Below are 24152 nucleotides of genomic sequence, written 5' to 3'. Positions count from 1 at the left end.
CCCGGGCGGTCCCGCGGGGTCGGCGACAAAGCGGCTCGCGGTCAGCGGGGCCCGGCCCAGATAGCCCCGGGCGACACCGGAGCCGCCGATGTACAGCTCCCCGGCGACCCCCTCGGGGACCGGCCGCAGCCAGCCGTCGAGGATCCGCAGGGTGGTGTTGCGCAGCGCGCCGCCCACATGGGGCTCGACGCCCTCGGGCAGCTCCGCCACGGTCGACCAGACGGTGGTCTCGGTCGGCCCGTACAGATTGACCAGCCGGTCGCCCCGGCCGGCCAGCTCCGCCGCCAGATCGGCGGGGAGCGGCTCGCCGCCGCTGAGCACGGTCAGCCCGTCCAGCAGCTCGGGCGCGGTCTCGGTGATACCGCGCCAGAGCGAGGGCGTGGCCTGGAGATGGGTCGCCCCGGTGCGCTCGGCGACCCCCGCGAGCAGCAGCGGGTCCCGGGCCTCGTCGTGGTCGGCGAGGACCACGGTGGCCCCGGTGATCAGCGGGACGTACAGCTCCAGGACGGCGATGTCGAAGCTGACGGTGGTCACCGCGAGCAGCCGCTGTCCCGGCCCGCTGTCCAGGGTGTGGGCCATGGCGTCCAGCAGATTCGCCATCGCCCGGTGGGAGATGACGACACCCTTGGGGTCGCCGGTCGAGCCCGAGGTGTGGATGACATAGGCGGCGCCGTCCGGGTGGGGCCGTTCACCGGGGAACACCCGCGCGGCGTCCCGGACCCCGGTCTCCTCCGGGGACCCGGTGAGCACGGGGGATTCGGGGGTGACCGTGAGCAGCGGACGGGAGTCCGCCAGCAGATACGCCACCCGCTCCGCCGGGAAACCCGGGTCCACGGGCACATACGCGGCACCGGTCGCCGCCACCGCCAGCAGGGTGGCGACCAGCTCGGCGGAGCGCGGCAGCGCCACCGCCACCAGCACCTCGGGGCGGGCGCCCCGCTCCGCGAGCCGCTCGGCGAGGACCGTGACCCGTGCGGCGAGACGCCCGTAACTCCACTCCTCGCCCCCGGCGATCAGCGCCACCGCCTCCGGGGTCGCGGCGGCCTGCCGCAGGAAGCGCCCGGCGAGCCCCAGCGGGGTGATCGCCTCATCCGGTCCGGCGGGCACCGTGGCACCACCCCCGGGGACCAGCGAACGGGTGGCCCGCGCCGCCCCGCCGGTCAGCTGCTCCACCGTCCCCACCAGCAGTTCGCCGATGAACCGGGCCCGTTCGGCGCTCAGCACGTCCGGCCGGTGGTCCAGCGCGAGCGCCAGCCGCTCCCGGCCCGGCAGGGCGACCAGGACCAGCGGGTAGTGGGTGGCGTCATGCCCCTCCGCCGCGGTCACCCGCAGCCCGGCACGCTCCTCGGCCCGCCGCAGCTCGTCGGCCTCGACCGGGAAGTTCTCGAAGAGGATCAGCGTGTCGAACAGCTCCCGGTGCCCGGCGAGCCGCTGCAACTCGGCCAGCGGCTCGTACTGGTGGTCCATCAGCCGGGACTGACGGTCCGCGACCTCGCGCACCAGCTCGCCGGCCGGCTGTCCGGGACGGGTGACGACCCGGGCGGGCACGGTGTTGATGAAGAGGCCCACCATCCGCTGCGCGCCGTCGAGATCGGCGGGGCGGCCGGAGACGGTGACCCCGAAGCAGACGTCGTCCCGGCCGGTGAGCCGGCCCAGCACCAGCGCCCACGCGGTCTGGAGGACGGCGTTGACGGTGACCTGTTCGGCACGGGCCAGCGCGAAGACCTTCGCCACCAGGGCGTCCGGCAGCTCCAGCTCGACCCGCTCCGGGACACCGGCGGGCGCCCCGGCGGCCTGCGGGACCAGCCGGGTGGGGCCCTCGATCCCGGCCAGGGCCTCCCGCCACAGCTCCCGGGTCTCGTCCCGGTCACGCCCGTTCAGCCAGAGCAGATAGTCGCGGTACGGGCGGGGCGCGGGCCCCGCGTCGCCCCGGTAGAGGGCCAGCAGATCCTGGACGATGACCGGCCCCGACCAGCCGTCGAGCAGGATGTGGTGCGAGGTGAGGGCGAAGAGCCGGCGGTCGCCGGGGAGCTGGATCAGGGTGAAGCGGACCAGCGGCGGCTCGGCGAGATCGAAGCCGCGCTCCCGCTCGGCGGCGAGGATCCGGCGGGCCCGCCCGGGGATCCGCAGCCCCCGCTCACGGGTGCCGGACGCGGACCCCTCCGGGGCGGGCGCGTCCGCTCCCGCCTCCTCAGTGGCATCGGTCAGGTCGTGCTCCGCCCACGGCGGCTCGGTCACCGAGGCGACGGCCTGGAGCGGACTGGTCCCCCGGCGGGTGTGGAAGGAGGCGCGCAGACTGGGGTGACGGGCCAGCAGCCGGCGGCACGCCTCCCGCATCCGGGCCGGCTCCAGGGAGCCGTCGAACTCCAGCGTGGTCTGGGTGACATAGACATCGGGCCCGTCCCCCTCCGCACCGTAGGCGGCCAGGAAGTGCAGCCCCTCCTGGAGCGGTGAGAGCGGCAGCAGATCGGCGAGCGGCCCCCGGGCCTCCAGCACGTCGATCTCCGGCTGGGCGACGGTCACCAGGGGGAAGTCGGACGGGGTGTGCCCGCCCGGCGCCGGATCGGCGAGATGCCGGTGGAGGGTGCCGAGCGCCGTCAGCCACAGCTCGGCCAGCCGGGCCACATCCGCCTCGGCCAGCAGCCGCGAGGCGAAGCCGAAACCGGCGTGCAGCGTGGGCCCGTCCGGGCCGTCCACGGCGGAGACATTGAGCTGGAGCGGATGGGCCAGCGGCAGCGCGTCGTCGGCGCCACCGCCGAAGGAGCCGGTCAGGGCGGGGCTCCAGGGCCGCGCCCCGGCCCCGTCGCCGGACGGCGCGCCGAAGCGGCCGAGATAGTTGTAGCCGATCTCCGGGACGGGCAGCGCGGCGAGCCGCCCGGACAGCTCCGGGTTCAGACGGCGCAGCAGACCATGGCCGAGCGGGTCGCCGCCCGGCGGCCTCAGCTGCTCCTTGACCCGCTTGAGCACGGCCCCGGCGTCGGCGTCGCCACCGGTGGTGAGGCCGCCGAGGTCCAGCCGGGCCGGGTGCACACTCGTGAACCAGCCGATGGTACGGGAGAGATCCGCGCCCGGGACGGTGTCCTCGTCGCGGCCGTGGCCCTCCAGATCGACCAGGACCGGGCCGGTCTGGCCGCGCCAGGCGGCCAGCGCCATCGCCAGCGCGGCGAGCAGCACGGTGTCGGGCCCGGTGTGGTAGCGGGTGGGCAGCTCGGTGAGGAGCGGCCCGGCGGTCGCCGGATCGAGCGTGACGGAGACGGTGGCGAGGGTGGCGAGGGTGTCGGCCCCGGGGTCCGGCGGCCCGGCGAACCGGGCCGGTTCGCCGTCGTGGAGCGCGATCCACTCCTCGGCCGCGGCGACCCGCGCGGGATCGGCCGCCGCCGCCCGCAGACCCTCGGCCCATACCGACAGCGAGGTGCCCACCGGCGGGAGTTCGACCGGTGTGCCGGTCCGGGCGGCCTCGAAGGCGGCGCCCAGATCCTCGGTCAGCACCCGCCAGGAGACACCGTCCACGACGGCGTGGTGGATCAGCACCGCGAGCAGCCCGCCCCGGTCCGGCCCGGCGTCCAGCCACACCGCCCGCACCATGGCACCCGCGTACGGGTCCAGTTCCCCGGCGGCCCGCCGGGCGTGCGGACGCAGCGCCTGGGGCAATGCGTCGGGCGCGGTGCCCGCCGCGTCGACCCGGGTGATCAGCGCGGCACCGTCCACGGGCGCGTACGGGGGGATCTCCAGCGTGGTGAAGGTGAGCCGGGCGCGCAGCGCCTCATGGTGGCCGACGACCTGGGCCAGGCCGGCGGCGAGCTGCTCCGGGGTGGTGCCCGGGGGAGTGTGCAGCACCAGGGACTGGTGATAGCCCGTCACCGGGCCGCCCCGCTCCACCAGGGCCCGCAGGATCGGGGTGAGCGGGACACTGCCGCCCTCGGTACGGGGCGCGGCGGGCCGGGCGGGAGCGGTCTCGACCGGGCGGGCGGCGGTGGCCAGCGCCTCGACGGTGCGGTGGTCGAAGACATCCCGGGGGCGCAGCCGCAGCCCGTGCCGGCGGGCCGCGCCCACCAGCTGGATGGCCGAGATGCTGTCGCCGCCGAGAGCGAAGAAGCTGTCGTGGACGCCGACCGAGGAGACGCCGAGGACCTCGGCGAAGAGCGCGGCGAGCCGGGTCTCCGCCGCCGTCCGGGGGGCGGTGCCCCCGGTGGGCGCGGTGAAGTCGGGGCGGGGCAGCGCCGCCCGGTCGATCTTGTTGGCGCGGGTCAGGGGCAGGGCGTCCAGCAGGACGACGGCCGCGGGCACCAGATGGCCGGGGAGCGCCTCGGCACACCAGGCGACGAGGTCGGCCGGGTCGGGGGTCTGTCCGTCGGCGGGGACCGCGTGGGCGACCAGCCGGCGCACCCCCCGGTCGTCGACGGGGGCGGTGACCACGGCCCGGTCGACGGCCGGGTGCCCGGTGAGCCGGGCCTCCACCTCGCCGGGCTCGATCCGGAACCCCCGGACCTTGAGCTGGTGGTCGGCGCGTCCGGCGTACTCCAGCTCCCCGGCCGGGTTCCAGCGGACCAGGTCGCCGGTGCGGTAGATCCGGGAGCCGGGCGGGCAGCCGAGGCCGACGGGGGCGGCGGTGAACCGCTCGGCGGTGGTGCCGGGCCGTCCCCGGTAGCCGCGGGCCAGACCCGTACCGGCGAGATACAGCTCGCCGAGGACCCCGGGCGGCACCGGCCGCAGCAGCTCGTCCAGGACCAGGGCCCGCTGGTTGACGTCCGGCGGGCCGATCGGCACCGGGCCGCCGGACCAGTCGGCGGGCACCCGCCAGGTGGCCGCGTTGACGACGGCCTCGGTGGGTCCGTACGCGTTGAGCAGACGATGACGGGCGGCCCAGCGGCGGACCACCTCCGGCGGCAGGGCCTCGGTGCCGACGGCCAGCGCCAGCTCCCGGGGCAGCTCGCTCTCCTCGGGGAGGGAGGCGAGGACGGTGGGCGGGACCACCGCGAGGGTGATCCCCGCCTCGGTGAGGAAGGACGCCAGCGGGGCACCCGCGCGCCGCTCCTCGGGGACGACGGTCAGCGTCGCGCCGGAGAGCAGCGAGGCGGCCAGCTCGGCGAGGGTGACATCGAAGACGGGCGAGGCGAACTGGGTCACCCGGTCGCCGGGGCCGGTGCCGAAGCTCTCCCGCGCCCAGGCGACCAGATCGGCCAGCGGCCGGTGGGCGACCACGACCCCCTTGGGGGTGCCGGTGGAGCCGGAGGTGTGGATGAGATACGCCGCGTGGTCGGGGCGGAGCGGGGCCCGCCGGTCCGGGTCGGACGGATTGTGGCGCGGGCCGTCGTCCGGGGATCCGTCGAGGGTGACCACATCGGCCGGGCCGGCCCAGGCGGCGGTGTCGGTGTCGGCGGCGACCAGCAGATACCCGGCGCCGCACCCGTCCCGCAGGGCGGCCAGCCGCTCGGCGGGGTGGTCCGGGTCGAGCGGGGTGTACACCCCGCCCGCCTTGGCCACGGCGAGCAGCGCGATCTGCGCGTCGGCGCCCCGGCGCACGGCGGTGGCGACGATGTCCTCGGGACCGACACCCCGCGCGATCAGCCGGTGGGCCAGCAGGTTCGCCCGCTCGTTGAGTTCGCGGTAGGTGAGGGTACGGGCCCCGTCGACCACGGCCGGACGGTCGGGGTGGGCATCGGCCTGCCGCTCGAACAGCTCGCCCAGGGTCGCCGGGACGACCTCGGCGGTACGCGCGTTGAAGGTGTGCACCACCCGCTCGCGCTCGTCGGGGGTCAGCGGCGCCAGCTCCGCGACCGGCCGCTCGGGGTCGGCCGTGAACGTCTCCATGACATGCCGCAGCCGGTCCGCCAGTCGCCGGGCCTCGGCCTCGGGGACGGCGTCGGGGTGGTGGCTCAGCTTCAGCACCGGGCCGCCGTCCGCACCGGGCGCGGCGACCAGGGTGAGCGGATAGTGGGTCGCGTCCCGGCCGCTCACGGAGGTCACCCGCAGACCGGCGAACTCCGTGGCGCCCGCCGCCGCCGCGCCACCGGACGTCTCCGCGCCACCGGACGTCTCCGCGTCACCGGACGTCTCCGCGCCGCCGGGGGACTCGCCGACGAGATAGTTCTCGAAGACGCAGAGCGTGTCGAAGAGGGGACCGCCGAAGCCGGCGATCCGCTGGATCCCGGCGAGCCCGGTGTGCTGATGCGGCACCAGCGCCGCCTGCTCGGCCGCGACCCGGCGCATCAGCCCGGCCAGGGTCTCCCCGGGCCGTACCGCCACCCGGACCGGCAGGGTGTTGATGAACAGCCCCACCATCGTCTCCACCCCGTCGAGCTCGGCCGGACGGCCGGAGACGGTGGTCCCGAAGACGACATCACGACGGCCGGTCAGCCCGCCCAGCACCAGCGACCACAGGGTCTGCACCGCCACCGGCAGGGTGACATCGAGGGCGCGGGCCGCGGCGGCCAGCGCGGCGCCGCTGCCCGGCGCCGTCTCCACCGTCACGGTGGCCGGTTCGCCGGACGGCTGTCCGTCCGGGCCGGGGGCGATCAGCGTCGGGCCGTCCAGCCCGGCGAGCGCCCGGGTCCACGCCCGGGTGTCGGCCTCGGTGTCCCGGGCGGCGGCCCAGGCGAGATAGTCCCGGTACGGCCGCACCGCCGGCAGACCGGAGGCGTCGCCGTCCCTCGCGTACAGGGCGAACAGCTCCTGCACCACCCGGGCGGTCGACCAGCCGTCGAGCAGCAGATGGTGGTGGGTGAAGAGCAGCCGGTGCCGCTCCTCGCCCAGCCGCAGCGCGGTGAACCGCACCAGCGGCGGGGTCGCGAGATCGAACCGCGCCCGCCGGTCCGCGTCGGTCAGCTCGGCGAGCCGGCGCTCGCGCTCCGCCTCCGGCAGCTCCACGAGATCCGCCTCGGCCCACGGCAGCTCCACCCGGTGCGGGATCAGGGTGACCGCCTCACCGTTCTTCCGCTGCCGGAAGGCCGCCATCAGATTGGGGTGGCGCCGCAGCAGCGCCTCGCCGGCCCGGCGCAGCCGGGCCCGGTCCAGCGGGCCCTCCAGATCGAGGACGAGCTGGACCGTGTAGAGATCGGGGGCACCGTCGTCGTACGACGACAGGAAGTACAGACCCTGCTGGAGGGGGGAGAGCGGGAGGATGTCCTGAAGTCCTGAGGGTGCGCCGGACCCTGAAGATGCGCCGGGCCCTGACGTAGCGCCGTTGGGTTCCAAGGGTGCGCCGTTCACGAAATCCTCCACTCGTCTGCGAACTCATCGATTTCGTCCTGGCTCAGAGTCAGCAGACCGAGGTCGGACGGGGTGGGGCCGCCCGCGGCGGCGCGGGTGGCGGTGAGCAGGGTCTCCAGGGCGGCGCGCCACCTCTGGTGGATCAGGGCGACGCGGTCGGCCGGGATCAGCCGGGACGCGTACTGCCAGGTCACCGACAGCTCCGTGCCCGAGGGCCGGCGCAGCGCGGTGAGGGTGAGATCGAGGGCGGTGTCGACACCGATCGCGGCGGGCGCGCGCTCCACGGCGGCGGACTCGGGCGCCGGGCTCCAGGGCACGGCCCCGGACTCGTCGGCCTCGTCGGTGCCGTCAGAGCTGACGGTGCCGCCGGGGGCCGCCGGGACATCGAACCGGCCCAGGTAGTTGAAACTGACCTCCGGTCCGGGCAGACCGGCGAGCACCGGGCCCGCCTCCGGGTCCAGATGGCGCAGCAGACCGTACCCCGCGCCCCGCGCCGGGACCGCCCGCAGCTGCTCCTTGACCAGCTTCAGCACCTTCGCCGCCTGCTGCGGATCGGTACGTACGGCCGCCGGGTCCAGCCCTTCCAGCCGGGTCCGTACGGGATAGAGCGCGGTGAACCAGCCGACCGTACGGGACGGTTCGCGGCCACCGGGCGTCGCGGCGTCCCGGCCATGACCCTCCAGCAGGATCAGGGCGTCGTCCCGCTCCGGGTCCTCGCCGGTGAGGGCCATGGTCAGCGCGGTGAGCAGGATGTCCTGCTCGGTGCAGTGGAAGGCGGCCGTGATCTCCGAGAGCACCGGCTCGGTCAGCGAGGCCGGGAGGGTATCCGAGAACTGCCGCAGGGTGCGGGGGGTGTCCACGGCCGGATCGAGCCGCCGCCCGCCCAGGGGCGGGACGGTCCCGTCACCGGTGAGGGCCGCCGTCCAGTGGGGCAGCTCCGCACGGTGCCCGGCGGCCTGCCGCACCAGGGCGTGCGCCCAGCTCCGGAAGGAGATCTCCACCGGGGCGAGCGGGGCCGCCGGGTCGGCGGCGAGTTCGGCCAGATCGGGCAGCAGCACCCGCCAGGAGACCGCGTCCACCACCAGATGATGGGCGGTCAGCAGCAGCCGGCCCCGGCGCCCGGGACCCCGGTCGAACCAGACCGCGCGCAGCATCGCGCCCCGCTCCGGGTCGAGCGCGGCGACGGCGGCCCGGGAGTGGTGGCGTACGGCCTCCTCCAGCGCCGCACGGCCGCCGGGGACCGGGACCACCCGGAGGAGGTCGCCCTCCGCCGGCACGGTGTCCGGCTCCGGGACCTCCAGCCGCCAGCCGCCGTCCGTGCGCAGCCGTGCCACCAGCATCGGATGATGCCGTACCAGAGCGGCCAGGGCCTCCCGCAGCCGCTCCGCCGTCAGCCCGTCCCCGGTGACGACCAGCATCGACTGGCTGTATCCCCGGTGGTCCCCGCCGCGTTCGCGCAGGGCGTGCATCACCGGGGTCAGCGGCAGTTCGCCGTGGCCCGGGTCATGGACCGCCCGTACCTCCTCCTCCCGGCGTGCCACCCGGGCGATGGCGGCGGGTGTGCGGTGCTCGAAGATCTCGCGCGGGCCGATCACCAGGCCCCGGCGCCGGGCGGCGCTCACCAGCTGGATGGAGGAGACGGAGTCCCCGCCGAGGGCGAAGAAGCTGTCATGGACGCCGATCGAGGGCTGCCGCAGCAGCTCGGCCATCAGCTCCACCAGGACGGCCTCCGCCTCGGTACGGGGCTCCGCGTCCCCGTCGCCGGTGGTGGCGGTGACGACGGGGGCGGGCAGCGCGGCCCGGTCCAGCTTCCCGTTCGCGGTGAGCGGGATGGCGTCCACGAGGACCACGGCGGCCGGGACCATCGCGGGCGGCAGCAGCGCGGCGGCGTGCCGCAGCAGCTCCCCGAGGTCCAGCCCGGCCGGGTCACCGGCGACATAGCCGATGAGCCGTCCGCCGCGCGGGGCGGACGCGCCCTCGTCACCGGTGGTATCGGGAGTGTCCGCCAGGAACACGACGGCCGCGTCCCGCACCGCCGGATGGTCCAGCAGCACCGACCGGATCTCCGCCGGCTCGATCCGTACCCCGTTCAGCTTGACCTGGTCGTCGGCGCGGCCCGCGAACTCCAGCTCGCCCCGCCGGCTCCAGCGGGCCAGATCGCCCGTGCGGTAGAGGCGCGCCCCCGGGGGCAGCCCGAGACCGTCCGGAGCCGCGACGAACCGCTCCGCGGTGGGACCGGGCCGCCCCGGATAGCCGGTCGCCAGCTGGGCACCCGCGAGATACAGCTCGCCGGTGACCCCCGGCGGCAGCGGCTCCAGCCTCCCGTCCAGGACATAGACCCTGGTCCCGGCGCCCGGCCGGCCCAGCGGCACCAGCGGCCGCTCACCCGGGACCGCCGGGCGGGCGGTGATGTCGACGGCGGCCTCGGTGGGCCCGTACTGATGGACCACCGGCGCGTCGAACACCTCCGCGCACCGCCGGACCAGGGCGTCGGTGAGCGCCTCGCCGCCGCTGAAGACCCAGCGCAGACCGGTGCAGCCGGCCGCCCCGGGCTCGGCGGCGAACAGCGCCAGCATCGTGGGGACGAAGTGGACCGCCGTCACCCCGTGGTCCCGGACCAGCCGGGCCAGCGCGGCCGGATCGCGATGGTCCTCCGGGCCCGCGACCACCACCGCCGCGCCGCTGAGCAGCGGACCGTACATCTCCCAGACGGCGACATCGAAACCGGGCGCCGCCTTGAAGAGCATCCGGTCCCCCGGGCCCAGCGGATACCGCCGCTGGGTCCAGGCCAGCCGGTTGCCGAGCGCCCCGTGCGGGACCGCGACCGCCTTGGGCACCCCGGTGGACCCGGAGGTGTGCAGCACACACGCCGTCCGTGACGGATGCGGACGCGGTACGGGCAGCTCATCCGCGCCGTCCGCCCGATGCTCCGTCAGCCGGGCGGCCGTGGCCGGGTCGTCCACCACGATCACCGGCCAGGGCCGCTCCCCGGGGAGCAGCGCCAGGGTGTCGCTCCGGGCGATCACCACCCGGGGCGGATACCCGTCGAGCATCCCGGCGAGCCGCCGCTCCGGATGGGCCGGGTCGAGCGGCATCAGTACGGCGTCCGCGCGGAGCACCGCATGGGCGGCGGTCACCAGCTCCACGGAGCGCGGCAGCACCACCGCGACCGGGTCCTCGGCCCCGACCCCGTGCTCCCGCAGCAGCGCGGCGAGCGCGGTGACCCGGCGGTGCAGCCCGCCGTAGTCGAGCACGGCGGCGCCGGCCGCGCCGCTCCCGTCGTCGGTGACGACGGCGGGCGCGCCCGGGTCGAGGGCGGCCCGCTCGGCGAACGCCGCCGCGATGGCGACGGGTTCGACGGGCTCCTCCGCGCTGTTCCACTCGGTCACCACCCGGTGCCGTGCACCGGGGTCGAGCAGCGGCAGCGCGCCCACGGGCTCGTCGGGACGCTCGGCGAACGCGGTGAGCACCCGCAGGAACCAGCCGGCCAGCTGCTCCGCGCCGGCGGCGTCGAAGAGCCCGGTCCGATAGGTGATCCCGCCGGTGAGCGCCCCGCCCGGACCGGTCTCCTGGACCAGGGTGAACGTCAGATCGAACTTGGCGGTACGGGTGTGGACCGCGATCGGCTCACCGCGCAGCCCGGCGAAGCCGGGGCCGGCCGGGGCGCGGTTCTGATGGTTCAGCATCACCTGGAAGAGCGGATGCCGCACCAGGGAGCGCTCCACCTCCAGGACGTCCACCAGCCGCTCGAACGGGACCTGGGCATGGTCGAAGTCGGCCAGATCGGCCGTCTTGACCCGCAGCACCAGCTCCGCCGGGGTGGGGTCGCCGCCCACATCGGTCCGCAGCACCAGGGTGTTGACGAAGAAGCCCACCAGATCGTGGAGGGCCCGCTCGTCGCGCCCGGCGACCAGGGTGCCGATGGGGATGTCGGTGCCACCGCCGAGCCGCCGCAGCAGCACGGCGAGGGCGGCGTGGGCGACCATGAAGGAGGTGGCCCCGGTACGCCGGGTCAGCCGGGTCAGCCCTTCGCGTACCGCGTCGGGCACGGTGAACTCGACCACACCGCCGTCGTATCCGGTGTCCTTCGCGCGCGGCCGGTCCAGCGGCAGCGGCAGCTCGGGCGGGATGCCGTCCAGGCGCCGCCGCCAGTAGGCGAGCTGCCGGGCCGCCTCACCGCCCGCCGTGCCCGTGGTGTCTTCTGTGCCTTCCGCGTCCGTCCCGGACTCCGGCTCGTCCCCGGTGACGCCGTCGTCGCCGAGGAACTCCCGCTGCCAGAGCGTGTAGTCGGCATAGCCCACCGGCAGCGGCTCCCACCCGGGCGCCGCGCCCCGGACCCGGGCCGCGTAGGCCTGGGCCAGATCGGTGACGAGCGGACGGACCGACCACTCGTCGGCGGCGATGTGGTGCAGCAGCAGAAGCAGCACGTCCCGGCCGTCGGAGACCGGGAACAGGGTGACCCGGAACGGCAGATCCACGGCGAGATCGAACGGCCGCACCGCCTCGGCGCGCAGAGCCGCCTCCAGCGCTTCGGGACCGCACGGGACGACCCGGGGCTCCACCCGGGCCTCCGCGCCCTCGCACACCACCTGCCGGGCCAGCCCCTCCCGCTCCGGGAAGACCGTACGCAGCGACTCATGGCGTGCCACGAGATCGGCCACGGCGGCACCCAGCGCGGCCGGGTCGAGGCGTCCGTCGAAACGGAGGGCCAGCGGCACGTTGTAGGTGGCGGCCGGCTCACCCGCCAGCCGGTCCAGGAACCAGATCCGCTGCTGCGCGGGGGAGAGCGGCAGCTCGGCCGGGCGCTCGCGGCGGGTCAGCGGCAGCGCGGGGCGCGCCGCCGGGCGGAGCAGCGCGGCGGTGGCCGCCGGGGTCCGCGCGTCCAGCAGTTCGCGTACGGAGATCTCGGCCGCCAGCGCCGACCGCACGGCGCCCGCGAGCCGCAGCGCGGCCAGCGAGTCCCCGCCGAGGGCGAAGAAGTCGTCGTGGAGTCCGACGGACGCGGCCCCGAGGGCCTCGGCGAAGAGCCGCGCGAGCAGCTCCTCGCGCTGACCCGCCGGCGCGGCCGCCGCCCGCTCCCCGCCGTCCGTCTCCGGGCGTACGGGGGCGGGCAGCGCGGCCCGGTCCACCTTGCCGTTCGCGGTGAGCGGGATGGCGTCCACGAGGACCACGGCCGACGGCACCAGATAGCCGGGCAGTTCCCCGGCCAGCCGCTCCCGCAGCGCCTCCGGTTCCAGCACGGCACCCGGCGCGGCCACCGCGTACCCGACGAGCGCGGGCCCGCCGGGCGGATCGGTCCGGACCGTGACGGCGGCCCGGGCGACCCCGTCCAGCGCCAGCAGCGCGGCCTCCGCCTCGCCCGGCTCGATCCGGTATCCCCGCAGCTTGAGCTGGTCGTCGGTGCGGCCGAGGAAGTCCAGCGAGCCGTCGGCCCGTTCGCGGACCAGGTCACCGGTCCGGTACATCCGCCGCCCCGGCTCCCCGAAGGGGTCCGCGCAGAAGCGCTCGGCGGTGAGCGCGGCCCGCCCGAGATAGCCCCGGGCCAGCCCGGTGCCGCCGAGGTACAGCTCACCGGGGACCCCCGGGGGCACCGGCCGCAGCGCGGAGTCCAGGACCCGGACGACCGTCCCGTCCAGGGGCCGCCCGATGGGCAGGGCCGCGCCGTCGCCGGCCGTGCCGGTGTCCTTCCCGGTGTGCAGGGGATGGGCGGTGGCGAAGGTCGTCGTCTCCGTCGGGCCGTAGCCGTTGACGACCCGCAGTCCGGGCGCGGCCCGCAGCGCGGCGGCGACGGCCGCCGGCGACACGACGTCGCCACCGGTCCACACCTCCGCCACCCCCCGGAACGCCTCCGGCGCGTCCTGGGCCAGCAGGGCGAACAGCCCGGCCGTGAACCAGGCCGCCCCGACCGGGTCCCGCCCCAGCAACTCCCGCCAGCGCGCCGGGTCGGGCGACCCCTCCGGCGCGAGGACGGCCTCGCCCCCGCGCAGCAGGGTGCCCCACAGCTCATGCGTGAACGCGTCGAAGGAGTGCGGCGAATGCACCAGCACCCGGCGGAACGCCGCCCCCGCGAACCGCGCGTCGGCGGCGAGCGCGAGCACGGACCCCTGGGTGACGGCGACACCCTTGGGCTCACCGGTGGAGCCGGAGGTGTACATCACATAGGCGAGATGCCCGGGCTCGACCCCCGCCGGAGCCGACCGCGCCACGGGCACCGCGCCCGTGTGGTCCGTGGGCCGCACGGTCGGTGCGGTGTCACCCGCCGCCGCGTCCGGACCGGTGGCCGCGCCCGGCGCGGCTCCTGCCGGGGTGCGCTCCTGGCCCCCGTCGTCCGCACCCGGCTCCCCGGCGCGTGCCTCGCCCGGGGACCCGATGGTGTCCCCGGTGCCGGGAGCCACGTCCGGCACCCCCCGGCCGGAGTCCGGGCCGGGCCCGGTGCTTTCCTGGGACGCGGGTCGCCGCGCGGTGTCGGCGGCGTGGCTTCGCACCGGGGTGAGCGGGTCGGAGATGGTGACGGCGGACCCGGTGCGGGGGGACACGTCCGGTGTCCTCCGGTCGTCGGCAGGGTTGGCCCCGGAGGTCTCCTGCGCCGGAGCGGCTTCCAGCGGGGCGGAGTTCCGGGGCGTGGGCCGTCCCGAGACGACCGTGGCGCGGTTCCGCGCCGGGTCGAGCGGATCGGCCCCGGCCGGCTCTTGTGCCGAGGTGGCTTCCGGGGCGGCGCCGTGCGGCGTGTGCCGCTCCGACGGGTCGGTGGCGGGGTCCGGTGCCGGTGTCAGCGGGTCGGCCCCGGCTGGCTCTTGTGCCGGGGCGGCTGCCACGGCGGCCCCGCTCCGGGACGTGGTTCGTTCTGAGGGGATCGTGGTGCGGCTCTGTCCCGGGATGCTCTCCGGGGTGTCGCTGTGCGACGGGGGCCGCTTCGACGGGTCGGTGGCGGGGTCAGGTGCCGGTGTCAGCGGGCCGGCCCCGGTGGTGGTCACCGTGGAGGGGAGCAGGGTCGTGGGGGGTGTCCCCTCCGGTGCGCGGGGCCCGGCCGGTGTCTTGCGGTCGCTGCCGGGGCCGGTCCCGGTGGTCTCCCGTGCCGGGGCGGCTGCCACGGGGGCGCTGCTCCGGTGCGCGGGTCGTTCCGAGGGGAGCGTGGTGCGGCTCTGTCCCGGGATGCTCTCCGGGGCGCCGCCGTGCGACGCGGGCTGCTCCGGCGAGTTGGTGACGGGGCCCGGTGCCGGGGCCAGCAGGCCGGCCCCGGCGGTGCGCGGCCGAGGGGTGCCCGGGGCGTCGTCCAGGGCGGGGTCCACGGGGTGCAGCACCGGGATGCCCGTACCCGTGGCCGTCTCGTCGCCCGCGGCGGCGATCAGCGCGACCACGCCCGCCGCCGTCAGGACCCGCCGGCGGCGGGCCAGCGGCCAGTCCGGGTGGAGGGGGAGGAAACCGGCGCCCGCCCACGCCGTCGCCAGCAGGGCGATGACCAGCTCCGGCGAGCGGGGCAGCACCACACCCACCAGGCGGTCGGGACCGGCGCCCACCGTGCGCAGCCGGTCGGCGAGCGCGGCGGCGCGGTCGGCGAGATCCGCGTAGCCGAGGCGCGGGCCGCCGCCCAGGGTGCTCAGGGCGGTCGCCGCCGGCTGCCGTGCGGCCAGGGCGGCGAAGGCCGCCGCGATACCGGGGGCGGCCGGGGCCACGGGGGCGGGGCCGGCGAGCAGCCCCGGCGCCGCACCGGTCACGGTGGGCGCGAGCGGCAGGGCGACCCGCCCGGCGGGGGTCCCCGGCCGGTGGGCCAGCGTCTCCAGCGCCTCGGCGACCAGCCCCAGGATGTGCCCGGCCGCCGGAGCGTCCGTCAGCTCGGGCCGGTGCTTGAGGACGAGCCGCAGCACCCCGTCCCGCAGGGTCACCGCCAGCGTGAGCGGATAGTGGGTGGCGTCCCGGCCGCCGACGCCCCGTACCTCCAGACCGGCCGCCCGCTCGCTCGCCGCGAGCGCCTCCTCGTCGAAGGGGTAGTTCTCGAAGACCGTCATCGTGTCGAAGAGCACCGGCAGGCCCACGGCCCGCTGCACCGCCGCGAGACCCACCTGCTGATGGTCGAGGAGATCCAGCGTCCGGCGGTGCAGATCGGCCACCGCCTCGGCGACCGGCCGCCCGGGGGCCAGCCGTACCCGCGTGGGCAGGGTGTTGACGAAGAGACCGATCATCGACTCCACGCCGGAGAGTTCGGCGGGCCGCCCGGAGACCGCGCTGCCGAAGACCACGTCGTCACGGCCGGTGAGCCGGCCGAGGACCAGCCCCCAGGCGGTCTGCACCAGCGTGTTGAGGGTGGTGCCGCCCTCCCGGGCGCGCTCCTCCAGCGCCCGGGTCAGCTCCGGAGCGAGGATCCGCGCGACCTCGTCCGGGAAGCCGGGGGCGTCCTCGGCCGCGCCCGGTGCGACCAGGGTGGGCTCGGCCGTCCCGGCCAGCGCCGCCCGCCAGGCGTCCAGCGCGGCGCGCTCGTCCCGCCCGGCGAGCCAGCCCAGATAGTCGGCGAACGGGCGCCGCTCCACCGGCTCCCCACCCGCGTACCGGGTGAAGAGATCCGTCAGCAGCAGCGGCGCCGACCAGCCGTCCATCAGCAGATGGTGGCTGGTGAACAGCAGCCGGTACCGGTCGTCGGCCAGCCGGACCAGCGCGAACCGCAGCAGCGGGGGCCGGTCCGGGTCGAAGCGCCGCGCGCGCTCCTCCCCGGCCAGCGCCGCCAGCGCGGCGGGTACGTCGGCGGCGCCCCGCAGATCCTCCTCCCGCCACGGCGGCTCCGCGCCCGGGACCGTGTACTGGACCAGCGTCCCGGTCGCCAGCTGCCGGAAGCCAGCTCGCAGCCCCGCGTGCCGGTTGACGACCGCGCGGGCCGCCGCGCGCAGCCGCTCCCCGTCGAGCGCGCCGGTCAGCTCCAGCTCCAGCTGGACGACATACACATCCGTCCCCGACACGTCCGCGAGCGCGTGGTACGCCAGACCCTGCTGGAGCGGGGAGAGCGGCAGCGCCGCGTCGAGACCGGGACGGGCCGTCTCCAGCTCGGTGATCTCCTCCGGCTCCAGCGCGAGCAGCGGGAAGTCGGCGGCGCTGCGCCCGGCGTACCCGGGCTCGGTGTACCGGTCGGCGAGTTCCCGCAGCGCGCCGGTGAAGCGGTCGGCCAGCCGGGCGACCCGCTCCCGGTCCAGCGCCGGCTCCGCCCAGGTCCAGCGGACGGTCATCACGGGCCCGTCGGGGCCGTCCAGGGTGGAGGCGTTGACATCGAGGCGGTGTCCGTCGAGGAGGACGGGCACACCCTGCTCCCCGGCCCGGACAGCGTCCGACTCGGGCGCGGGCGCCCAGTGTCCGCCCGGCCCCCCGGCGGTGAACCGCCCGAGATAGTTGAAGGCGACCCGGGCGCCGCTGGGCGCCTGGCCGTGCAGCAGCCCGTACCCCGTGCCGTGCCGGGGGACGGCCCGCAGCCGCTCCCGGACCCGCTTGACGGCCCGGCCCGCGTCGCCGGTGCCCGCGTCGAGCCGTACCGGGTACTGGGTGGTGAACCAGCCGACCGTACGGGAGAGTTCCGCGCCGGGCAGCAGCTCCTCATGGCGGCCGTGGGACTCCAGGTCCACCAGGAGATCACCGCCGACGGCCCGGGCGAGGGCGGCGAGCAGCAGCTCGTCGTGGCGGGCGTGGAAGGCGTCGGCGACCCGGCTCAGCAGCGGCCCGGTCAGCTCCGCCGGGATCTCGGTGAGCAGCGTCCCCGTACCGCCGCGCCCGGCTGTGCCGGAGCCCGGGGCTCCGTCGGCGGCCGCTCCCGTACCGGAGTCCACGGCACCGGTGCCGTCGGCGCCCGCGTCCGTACCGCCCGAACCGTCGTCACCGGGCCCGGAGAAGCGCTCGGCGAAGGGCTCGGGGGCGTCCCCGAGGGTGGCCTCCCAGTACGGGAGTTCATCCCGGTGGGTGTCGGCGGAGCCGGCGATTCCGCGCGCCCAGCGGCCGAAGGAGGTCGCGGGCGGCTCGGGCGTGCCACCGGTGGCGACCGCCTCCGCGAGATCGGGCAGCAGGATCCGCCAGGAGACCCCGTCCACGGCGAGATGGTGGACGACGAGCAGCAGCCGCCCGTCCGCGTCGCCGCGCCGGAACCAGACCGCCCGGGCCATCCGCCCCTCGGCGGGGTCGAGTTCCGCCACCGCCGCCGCCGACGCGTCACCGATCAGCGCGCGCAGCCGGGACTCGTCCGCCCCCACCGCGTCGACCGTGGTCAGCGGGATGTGCCCGGCCGCCGCCGGGGTGTCCTCGGTGGTCTCCAGGACCGTGGTCCCGTCCCCGCCGGTCACCGTCCGGGCGCGCAGCATCTCATGGGCGCCGGCGAGGGCGCCGAGCGCCGTGCGCAGCCGGTCGTCGGTCAGCCCCGCCGCCACCGTGACGAGCACCGACTGGTGGAAGCTCCGCCAGTGGTCGGGGTGGCGGGCGAGCCAGTTCATCACCGGGGTGAGCGGTACGGGACCGGACTCGCCACCGGCGCCGCTCCCGCTCCCGGCGGGCGCGGCGGGCAGCCGCTCCACGATCTCCGCCAGCGCCGCCGGGGTGGGGTGCTCGAAGATCTGGCGCGCGCTGAGCGCCCAGCCCGCCCGGCGGGCCCGTGCCACCAGCTGGATCGAGGAGATCGAGTCACCGCCGAGGGCGAAGAAGGACGCGTCGCCCCCGGCCCCCGCCAGCCCCAGCACCTCGGCGAAGAGCGCGGCGAACTCCCCGGCCGGACCGTCCGCGACGGCCCCGTCCCCGTTCCCGCCGAAGACGGGCGCGGGCAGGGCACGCCGGTTGACCTTCCCGTTCGGGCTGAGCGGCAGCGCGTCCAGCGCCACGACCGCGGCCGGGACGAGATGGTCGGGCAGCGAGCGCGCGAGCGCCTCCCGCAGGGCGCCGGTGTCCAGCGCGGCCCCCGCCTCCGGCACCGCGTAGGCGGCCAGGAACCGCTGCCCCGGGGTGTCCTCACGGAGCACGGCGACGGACTGCGCCACGCCCTCCAGCGCCAGCAGCGCCGCCTCGACCTCGCCCGGCTCGATCCGGAAGCCCCGCAACTTGACCTGGTCGTCGGCGCGCCCCAGATATTCGAGGTCGCCGTCGCGGCGCAGCCGGGCCAGGTCGCCGGTGCGGTACATCCGGGTGCCCGGCGCGCCGTACGGATCGGCGACGAAGCGCCCGGCGGTCAGCCCGGGACGCCGGTGGTAGCCGCGCGCCAGGCCGGAGCCCGACACATACAGCTCACCCGGGGTGCCGGGCGGGACGGGCTGGAGCGCCGCGTCCAGGACGTACACACCGGTCTCGACCACGGCCCGCCCGATCGGGACCGGCCCGTTGCCGGCCCCGGCGGCGCACCGCCAGAGCGTCGCGTCGACGGTGGTCTCGGTCGGTCCGTACGAGTTGAACATCCGGGTACGGCCGGACCACTCCCGTACCAGCGCGGCGGTGACCGCCTCACCCGCGACGATCAGGGTGGTGCCGGGCGCGACGGCCTCCCGGGGCAGGGTGCCGAGGACGGCGGGCGGCACGGTGAGATGGGTGACACCGTGCTCGGCGAGATACTCCCCGAGCGGGGGACCGAGCCGCCGGTCCGCGGGGACGATCTCCAGGGCGGCGCCGGAGAACAGCGCCATGACGATCTCCCAGACGGAGGTGTCGAAGCTGAGCGAGGCGAACTGGAGCACCCGGGAGCCCGGTCCGGTGCCGAAGGCGTCGATGACGGTCGCGGCGAGCGCGGGCAGCCCGGTGTGGGAGACGACCACCCCCTTGGGCCGGCCGGTGGAACCGGAGGTGTAGATCATGTACGCGGCGGAGTCCGGCCGGGGGGACGGCCACACCGGGGCGTTCCCGCTCTCCCCGCCCCGGAGCGGCCCGGGATCGATGACGGGCACGCCCTCAAGACCCGGGTGCTCGGCGCCGGGTGCGGCGACGGCCAGCACCGGGGCGGCGTCGGCGAGCATGTACGCCACCCGGTCCGCCGGGTAGTCCGGGTCCACGGGCAGATACACCGCACCGGCCCGCGCCACCGCCAGCAGGGCGACGACCGCCTCGACGGTCCGGGGCAGGACGACGGCGACCCGGTCCTCGGGCCGGACACCGCACGCGATCAGCCGCCGGGCCAGGGCGTCGGCCGCCGTGCGCAGCCCGTCGTAGGTCAGCTCGGTCCGCTCGCCGGCCAGCGACCGGCCGGCCAGGGCCGGCGCCTCCGGGTGCCGTGCCGCGCAGGCGGCGAAGAGACCGGGCAGGGTGGCCCCGGCCGGGTCGCCCCCGGGCGCGGCGAGTACGGGCGCGACCAGCAGCGCCGCCCGCTCGGCGGGGTCGAGCACCTCCAGCCGGTGCAGCGGCGCCCCGGGGTCGGCGGCGACGGCGGCCAGCAGCCGGACCAGCCGCGCGGTCAGGGTCTCGGCGGTCGCGTCGTCGAAGAGATCGGTGGCGTACTCCAGGACGCCCTCGATGCCGTCGGCGCCGTCCCGCTCCGCCAGGGTGAAGGTCAGATCGAACTTGGCGGTGTGCCCGCCGACCGGATAGGCGATGGTCGTCACCCCGGGCAGCCCGATCTCCCCGCCGGACCGGTTCTCGTACGCCAGCATCACCTGGAACAGCGGGTGCCGGGCGAGCGAGCGCCGCGGGCCGAGCGTGTCCACCAGGGACTCGAAGGGCAGCTCCGCATGGGCGTACGCGGCGAGGTCGGTCTCCCGCACCCGTGCCAGCAGCTCGGTGAAGGACGGGTCGCCGCCCAGATCCGTACGGAGCACCAGATTGTTGACGAAGAAGCCGACGAGGTCGTCGAGGGCGGTGTCCTGACGCCCCGCCACGGGCGTCCCGATCACCACATCCGTCCCGGAACCGGTCTTGTGCAGCAGCGCGGCGACGGCGGCGTGCACCACCATGAACATCGACGCGGCACCGGTACGGGCCAGTCGGCGCAGGTCCCGGTGGACCTCGGGCGCCACGGTGAAGCGGGCGAACCCGCCCCGGTGGCTGGGGTCGGCGGGCCGGGGCCGGTCGGCCGGCAGCGGCAGCTCCTCGGGCAGCCCGGCGAGCCGCTCCCGCCAGTGCGCCAGCTGGTCGGCGAGCACCCCCGACGGCTCGCCCTCCCCGGCGGGATCCGGGGCGCCGAGGATCTCCTCCTGCCAGAGCGTGTAGTCGGCGTACTGCACCGGCAGCGCGGGACCCGCCGGCGCCGCGCCCCGGCGCCGGGCCCCGTACGCGGCGGCCAGATCGGCCAGCAGCGGGCGGGCCGACCACTGGTCGGCGGCGATGTGATGGACGACGAGGGCGATCACATGCTGCTCGGCGTCCAGCCGCAGGACCGTCGCCCGCAGCGGGATCTCGCGCTCGATGTCGAAGACCGCGCGGGTCGCCTCGATGACCCGCGCGTCGAGCGTGCCGCCGGTCACCTCCTGGACCGTCAGCGGGTCCGGCACGGCCGCCACCGGCAGGATCTCCTGCCGGGGCCGTCCCTCCTCGGCGGGGAAGACCGTCCGCAGGCTCTCGTGCCGGGCCAGCAGATCGCCGAGGGCGGCACGGAGCGCGGGCACATCCAGCGGCCCGGTGAGACGGGCCACGAAGGGGATGTTGTAGTGGGCGTTGGGGCCGTGCAGCTGATGCAGGAACCACAGCCGCCGCTGGGCCGGGGAGAGCGGGATCCGCTCCGGCCGGGGCCGGGCCACCAGCGGGGGCCGGGCCGCTCCGGCCGACTCCGTCCGGCGGGCCAGGGCGGCCACGGTCGGCGCCTCGAAGACATCCCGCACCGACAGCTGTACGTCGAAGGCGGCCCGGATACGGGAGGCCAGCCGGGTGGCGAGCAGCGAATGCCCGCCGAGGGCGAAGAAGTCGGCGTCCGCGCCGACCGCGTCCCGCTCCAGGACCTCCGCGAAGAGACCGGCGACGATCTCCTCCCGGGGCCCGGCGGGGGGCCGCCCGCCGGCGACCGGATCCGGCCCGCCCTCCGGCTCGGGCAGCGCCCGCCGGTCCAGCTTGCCGTTGACGGTGAGCGGCCAGGCCGCCACCGGCACGATCGCGGCCGGCACCAGATAGTGCGGCAGCCGCGCCGCCAGCGCCTCCCGCAGCCGGGCCGGGTCGAGCGGCCCGGCCGCCGGGTCGGCGGTGACATAGCCGACGAGCCGGGTCCCGCCGCCGGGCGCGGGACGGGCCAGCACCTCCGCCTCGGCCACCCCCGCCAGCCCGGCGAGGGCCGTGCGCGCCTCGCCCGGCTCCACCCGGAAGCCACGGATCTGCACCTGCTCGTCGGCGCGGCCCAGATAGTCGAGTTCACCCTCGGCCGTCCAGCGCGCGAGATCGCCGGTGCGGTACATCCGCCCGCCGGGCGGCCCGTACGGGTCGGCCACGAAACGGGTGGCGGTCAGCGGCAGCGCGCCGAGATAGCCGCGCGCCAGCCCCGCCCCCGACACATACAGCTCACCCTCGGCCCCCGGCGCCACCGGGTGCAGCGCGGAGTCCAGCAGCCGGATCCCGAGATCCCCGATCGGCCGCCCGATGGGGCTGCGCGGACCGGGCCCGCCGTCCCCCGCCTCCCGGACCTCGTCCAGCGGATGGTGGGTGACATGCACCGTGGTCTCGGTGATGCCATACATATTGACCAGCTCAGGACCGTCCTCGCCGTGGTGGCGCCGCCACCCGGCCAGCCGCCCGGGGTCCAGGGCCTCGCCGCCGAAGACCACGGTGCGCAGCGCCAGCGGCTCCACCGCCTCGGGGGCGGCGAGCGCGGCGTCGGCGAGCACGGCATCGGTGAGCTGGTGGAAGGCGGACGGGGTCTGGTTGAGGACCGTCACCCGCTCCCGCCGCAGCAGCGCGGCGAACTCCTCCGGCGCCCGGGTCACGGCGGGCGGGACGACGACCAGCCGGCCCCCGTACAGCAGCGCGCCGAAGATCTCCCAGACGGAGAAGTCGAAGGCGTACGAGTGGAACAGCGTCCAGACGTCGTCCGGCCCGAAGCCGAAGTCGTCCTCGGTGGTGTCGAGCAGCCGCAGCACATTGCGGTGCTCGATCACCACCCCCTTGGGGCGGCCGGTGGAGCCCGAGGTGTGGATGACATACGCGGTGTCCCGGGGGCCGAGGGCGACGGCCGGGGCGGTGGCGGGCAGGGCGGCCAGCAGCTCCCGGACCGGCCCGCTGTCCAGGACGGTCCACTCGGTGCCGGTGAAGCCGTCGGTGGCGATGTCCGCCGTGGTGAGCCCGGCGACCGGCCGGGCCACCGCCAGCTGGGCCGCGACCCGGGCGGCGGGGGCGTCGGGCGGCAGCGGCAGATAGCCCGCGCCCGCCTTCAGCACCCCGAGGACGGCGCTGATCTGGAGGGCGGAGGGACGCAGCGCGAGCGCGACGAGGGAGCCCCGCACGACACCCCGCTCCCCCAGGAGCCGCGCGATCCGGTCGGACTCGGCGTCCAGTTCGGCATAGGTCGTCCCGCCGGCGCCGTCGGTGACCGCGACGGCGTGCGGGTCCCGTGCGACGACGGCGGCGAACCGCTCGACGAGCGTCCCGGCCGGTCGGCCGGACTCCGGATCCGCCGGGTCCCCGTCGTCCAGGACCCGCCGCCGCGTCCGCTCGGCGAGCAGCTCCACCGAACCGACGGGCCGCTCCGGGCCGCCGGCGAGCGCGTCCAGCGCCCGGACGAACGCGGTCCCCAGCGCCGCCGCCCGCTCCGGATCCACCAGATCGGGACGGTGACGCAGGGCGATACGGGGCTCGGGACCCGGGTGGATCACCAGGGTGACGGGATAGTGGGTGGCGTCCTCGCCGCGCACCGAAGCGACCGTCAGCCCGCCGGCCCGCTGCGCGGCGGCGAGCCCGGCGGTGTCCACACCGAAGTTCTCGACCACCAGCAGCGAGTCGAAGTGCGCCCCCGGACCGGCGATCTCCTGGATCCGGGCGAGCCCGAGGTGATGGTGGCCCAGCAGCGCGGTGCGGTCCCGCTGGACGGCCTCGGCGACCTCGCCCAGGCCGCGCCCGGACGGCGCCGAGACGGCGGCCGGCAGGGTGTTGATGAAGAGCCCGATCATCGACTCGGCACCGTCGAGGTCGGCGGGGCGGCCGGAGACGGTGGTCCCGAAGACGACATCCGGCCGGCCGGTGATCCGGGCCAGCGCCACCCCCCAGGCGGTCTGGTACAGCGTGGCGGCGGTGAGCCCCCGGCCGGCGGTGAGCGCGGCCAGCTTCCGGGCCGTCCCGGGGGCGATCCGCAGATCGATCTGGAGCGGCGGCTCGGCCACCGACGCGGAGTGCGCGGCGGCCTCGGGCACCAGCAGCGTCGGCTCCTCGGCGCGGGCCAGCGAACGGCGCCAGGCGGCCTCCGCCGAGGAGCGGTCCTGGGCGGCGAGATGGGCGAGGAAGTCACGGTACGGGCGCACCGGCGGCAGCGGGTCGGCGGCGGCCCCGGTGGCCAGCGCGTACGCGGTGAACAGCTCCCGGCCGAGCAGCGGCATCGACCAGCCGTCCAGCAGGATGTGGTGGGCCGTCAGGATCAGCGTGGAGACCTCGTCCTCCAGCCGGATCAGCGTGAACCGCAGCAACGGCGGCCGGGTCAGATCGAAGCGGTACGCCCGCTCCCCGGCCAGCGCCTCCTCCCGCGCGGCGGCCCGCTCACCGGGCTCCGTACCCCGCAGATCCAGCTCCCGCCAGGGCACCTCCCACTCCCGGGGAACCGCCTGCACGGCCCGCTCCAGCCCGTCCTGGAGGAACGCCGCCCGCAGCTGCGGATGCCGGCGCAGCACGGTGTCGGCGGCGGCACGCAGCGCGTCGGACACGACCTCGCCGTGCAGCTCGAACACGAGCCGGAGGGTGTAGACGTCCGGCGCGGAGGCGTCGAAGTCCGCGTGGAAGAGCAGGCCCTCCTGGAGCGGGGTGAGCGGCAGGACGTCCTCAAGCCCTCCACCCTCCGCACGGGCCCGGTCCCCGCCGTCACCGGCCGCCGGGCCGCCGTCCAT

2 protein-coding genes (1 of these 2 only partly in view) are annotated in these 24152 nt (G+C 76.5%); both read right to left on the bottom strand.

Annotation, left to right across the window (positions count from 1 at the left end):
* A protein-coding gene (locus tag ABT354_RS28475) for a non-ribosomal peptide synthetase (RefSeq protein WP_351498912.1) crosses the window boundary here: on the bottom strand, positions 1–7209 show its 5' end (the start). The gene continues 10122 nt to the left of window position 1, outside the view; only the first 7209 of its 17331 coding nucleotides appear in the window; its start codon is at positions 7207–7209; its stop codon lies beyond the left edge, outside the window.
* The gene (locus tag ABT354_RS28470) at positions 7206–24152 is read right to left on the bottom strand and encodes an amino acid adenylation domain-containing protein (RefSeq protein ID WP_502983518.1); all 16947 of its coding nucleotides are present in this window, start codon (positions 24150–24152) and stop codon (positions 7206–7208) included. Before ABT354_RS28470 ends, ABT354_RS28475 begins: the two co-directional genes overlap by 4 nt.

This window comes from Streptomyces sp. NPDC000594, assembly GCF_040299965.1.
Classification (GTDB): domain Bacteria; phylum Actinomycetota; class Actinomycetes; order Streptomycetales; family Streptomycetaceae; genus Streptomyces.
Note: the sequence above shows the minus strand (reverse complement) of the source record. Positions and strands in the feature narration are given on the sequence as shown.

Excerpts from the sequence above, each read along its gene's own strand:
- ABT354_RS28470 (WP_502983518.1), bottom strand. The coding sequence starts at position 24,152 with ATGGACGGCGGCCCGGCGGCCGGTGACGGCGGGGACCGGGCCCGTGCG.